5 protein-coding genes are annotated in these 3,379 nt (G+C 67.7%); 3 read left to right on the forward strand and 2 right to left on the reverse strand.

Annotated features, from left to right (window positions below; genetic code table 11):
* Both E4L98_RS05925 and E4L98_RS05930 read left to right on the forward strand, forming a co-directional pair.
* Window positions 1-481: LuxR C-terminal-related transcriptional regulator (locus tag E4L98_RS05925; protein WP_135200645.1), on the forward strand; the 481-nt coding region annotated here is incomplete at its 5' end.
* 1 nt (window position 482) lies between these two features.
* On the forward strand, window positions 483-1,388 hold the full coding sequence (locus E4L98_RS05930) for a LysR family transcriptional regulator (RefSeq protein ID WP_135200646.1): 906 nt from the start codon (window positions 483-485) through the stop codon (window positions 1,386-1,388).
* A gap of 12 nt (window positions 1,389-1,400) precedes the next feature.
* On the opposite strand, the gene E4L98_RS05935 is transcribed toward E4L98_RS05930, so the two are convergent.
* Complete coding sequence (locus tag E4L98_RS05935; protein WP_135200647.1) at window positions 1,401-1,874, reverse strand: nuclear transport factor 2 family protein; 474 nt, start codon at window positions 1,872-1,874, stop codon at window positions 1,401-1,403.
* A gap of 100 nt (window positions 1,875-1,974) precedes the next feature.
* On the reverse strand, window positions 1,975-2,895 hold the full coding sequence (locus E4L98_RS05940) for a LysR family transcriptional regulator (protein WP_135200648.1): 921 nt from the start codon (window positions 2,893-2,895) through the stop codon (window positions 1,975-1,977).
* A gap of 117 nt (window positions 2,896-3,012) precedes the next feature.
* Between E4L98_RS05940 and E4L98_RS05945 the strand changes: the two genes are divergently transcribed.
* Window positions 3,013-3,379, forward strand: a 367-nt coding sequence (locus tag E4L98_RS05945; RefSeq protein WP_135200649.1) for an alpha/beta fold hydrolase, incomplete at its 3' end; no start/stop codon positions are given.

Below are 3,379 nucleotides of genomic sequence, written 5' to 3' on the forward strand. Positions count from 1 at the left end.
GACGCTGATGGACCTGCAGATGCCCGGCATGTGCGGGGTGGAGGCGATCCGCCAGATTCGCCGCCGCCACCCGCAGGCGCGCGTCGTGGCGCTGACCACCTTTGGCGGCGACATGCACGTGCGGCGCGCGATCCTGGCCGGCGCCAGCGGCTATCTGCTGAAGAGCGCGGTCCGCAAAAAGCTGCTGGAGACGGTGCGCGAGGTGCATCAGGGGCGCCGCAGCGTGGCGCCGGAGGTGGCGCAGGCGCTGGCCGACACCTGCTTTTCGCAGGACATCAGCCGCCGCGAACTGCAGGTGCTGACGCAGCTGGCGACCGGCAAATCGAATCTGCGCATCGGCATGGCGCTCGGCATCTCGCAGGACACCGTCAACGTCCACATGCGCAGCATTCTGTCCAAGCTCGACGCGTTCGACCGCACCCACGCGCTGCTGATCGCGATGCGGCGCGGCATGCTGGACCTGCGGCTGGGCGGCCGCTGATATGGACCAGATCCATTTGATGCAGGTGTTTGTCGCCGTCGGCGAGCAGGGCAGTTTTGCCGCCGCCGCGCGCCAGCTGGATTTGTCGCCGGCCGCCGTGACGCGCGCCATCAGCGGGCTGGAAACCCGGCTGGGCGTGCGGCTGCTGCTGCGCACCACGCGCAACGTGCGGCTGACGGAAGCCGGCTGCCGTTATCTCGACGACAGCCGCGGCATCCTGGCCAGCATCGCCCAGTCCCGCGCCGCCGTGGCCGGCATGAACGCGGCGCCGCGGGGACGGTTGGCGGTGACGGCGGCGGCGCCGTATGGCCGCGCGCTGATCCTGCCCTGCCTGGTCGATTTCCTCAAGCGCTATCCCGAGGTCGAGGTGTCGGCCGACTTCCTGGACCGCAGCGTCAACCTGGTTGACGAGCGCATCGATGTGGCGGTGCAGATCGGCGAGCTGCCCGACTCCAGCCTGACGGCGCTGCGCGTGGGCCAGGTGCGGCGCGTGCTGTGCGCGGCGCCGGAGTACCTGGCGCGGCACGGGGTGCCGCTGCATCCGCGCGACCTGCAGCGGCATACGATCGTGGCGGCGGCCGGCATTTCGCCCGGTCTGGACTGGAAATTCGGCGGCCGCCAGCCGACCACGGTGCGCATCAAGCCATGCCTGACCGTCAGCAACAATGATGCGGCGCTGGACGCGGTGCTGGCCGGCCTCGGCATCTGCCGCCTGCTATGCTGCCAGATCGCCGCCGAGCTGGCCGCCGGCCGGCTGCAGGTGATCCTGGCCGATTACGAGGAAGCGCCGGCGCCGGTGCACATCCTGCACCACGAAGGCCGCTTCGGCTCGTCGCGGGTGCGTAACTTCATCGATCTGCTGGCGGCCTCGCTGCGCGCCCACCCTTACATGAACCAGGCCGCCTGAGGCGGCCGGTGGCTACAGACCGAGTTCGCTCAAGCCCGGATGGTCGTCGGGCCGGCGGCCCAGCGGCCAGTGGAACTGGCGTTGGTCCGCCGTGATGGGCAGGTCGTTGATGCAGGCAAAGCGGCGCTGCATCAGGCCGTGCTCATCGAATTCCCAGTTTTCGTTGCCGTAGGAGCGGAACCAGTTGCCGGAGTCGTCGTGCCATTCGTAGGCGTAGCGCACGGCGATGCGGTTGCCGTCGAACGCCCACAGCTCCTTGATCAGGCGGTAATCCAGTTCGCGCGCCCATTTGCGCGTCAGGAACTGGACGACTTCGGCGCGGCCGTTGGCGAATTCCGCGCGGTTGCGCCAGCGCGTGTCCTGGGTGTACGCCAGGCTGACCTTCTCGGGGTTGCGCGAATTCCAGCCATCTTCGGCCAGGCGGACTTTTTCCAGCGCGGACTCGCGCGTGAACGGCGGCAGCGGCGGGCGGTTTTCAGTGCTCATGGTGGCTCCTTTGCCAAGGTTGGGATGCATCGATTCTAGAAGCGGTCATGGTCGCGGTCCACTATGCGCGGCGCAATAGACCATTTCGCCAAGAGCAGCGTCACGCCACGCCGGCGCGCAGCTCGTTCCAGGCGGCCGCGGCGAAACGCGGCGCCAGAAAATCGATGAACAGCCGTACCTTGCTGGACAGGTGACGCCGGCCGGGATACAGCGCATGGATTTCCAGCGGCCGCGATGGATACTGCTGCAGCACCGGCACCAGCACGCCGTTGTCTATCCACGGCGCCAGCGCAAAGCCGGGACCGAACACGATGCCCAGGCCCGCGCTGGCGACGCTGGCCAGCAGCTTCATGCTGGTGGCGCGCAGCCGCCCCCGCACGTTGACCGCCAGTTCCTTGCCGTGCTGGCCGTCGAACCACCAGACTTCCGGTTGCGCGGCCAGGCTGAAGGTAAAGCATTCGTGACCGACCAGCTCATCCGGATGCGCCGGCGTGCCGCGGCGCCGCAGATAGGCCGGCGCGGCGCACGCCATCATGGCGCTGCTGCCCAGGCGGCGCGCGACCAGGCCGGAATCGCCGAGCCGGCCGACGCGGATGGCCACATCCACGCCCTCATCCAGCAGATGCACGTAGCGGTCGCTCAGCTCGGCATCGACCTCGATCTCCGGATAGGTCCGCATGAAGTCGGCGATGATCGGCCCCAGGTGCAGTTCGCCAAGGTTGAGCGGCGCGCTCACGCGCAGGGTGCCGCGCGGCGCCGTCTGCAGCGTGCCCGCTTCCGCATCCGCCTCGGCCACGTCCGCCAGTATCTGCTGGCAGCGCAGGTGATAGGTCTGGCCGACCTGGGTCAGGCTCAGGTGCCGGGTGGTCAGGTTCAGCAACCGCGCGCCCAGGCGCTGTTCGAGGCCGTGGATGTGCTTGCCCACCATGGCGTTGGACAATCCGAAATGCCGCGCGGCCGCGGCCAGGCTGCCCCCTTCCACGCACTTGACGAATACCGCCATGCTGGTCAATTGGTCCATGTTTGCCTACATCATTCACTCAGAGTAAATAATTATGCCACTATTCTGGTGATTATCATGTGGTGGTGGCGAGTTTATGCTGTATCCCAGTTTGAACCTCAACCTGAAAGGAACACCATGGACATTACCATCGACCAGCGCAGCATCCACGTCGAACAACACGGGCAGGGCGATCTCGCTCTGGTCTTCATACATTACTGGGGCGGTTCGTCGCGCACCTGGCAGCCGTTGATGGAGCTGCTGTCGCCCGCGTTCCACTGCGTCGCCTACGACCAGCGCGGCTGGGGCGATTCGGCGCCGGCCGACAGTTACAGCATCGCCGACCTGGCGGACGATGCGCTGGCAGTGGTGGCCAGCCTCGGTCTCCAGCGTTATGTGCTGGTTGGGCACTCGATGGGCGGCAAGGCGGCGCAGCTGGCGGCGTCGCGGCGGCCGCCGGGCTTGCAGGCGCTGGTGCTGGTGGCGCCCGCGCTGCCGATCCCGC

The organism is Duganella callida (genome assembly GCF_004614165.1).
Lineage (GTDB): Bacteria > Pseudomonadota > Gammaproteobacteria > Burkholderiales > Burkholderiaceae_D > Rugamonas > Rugamonas callida.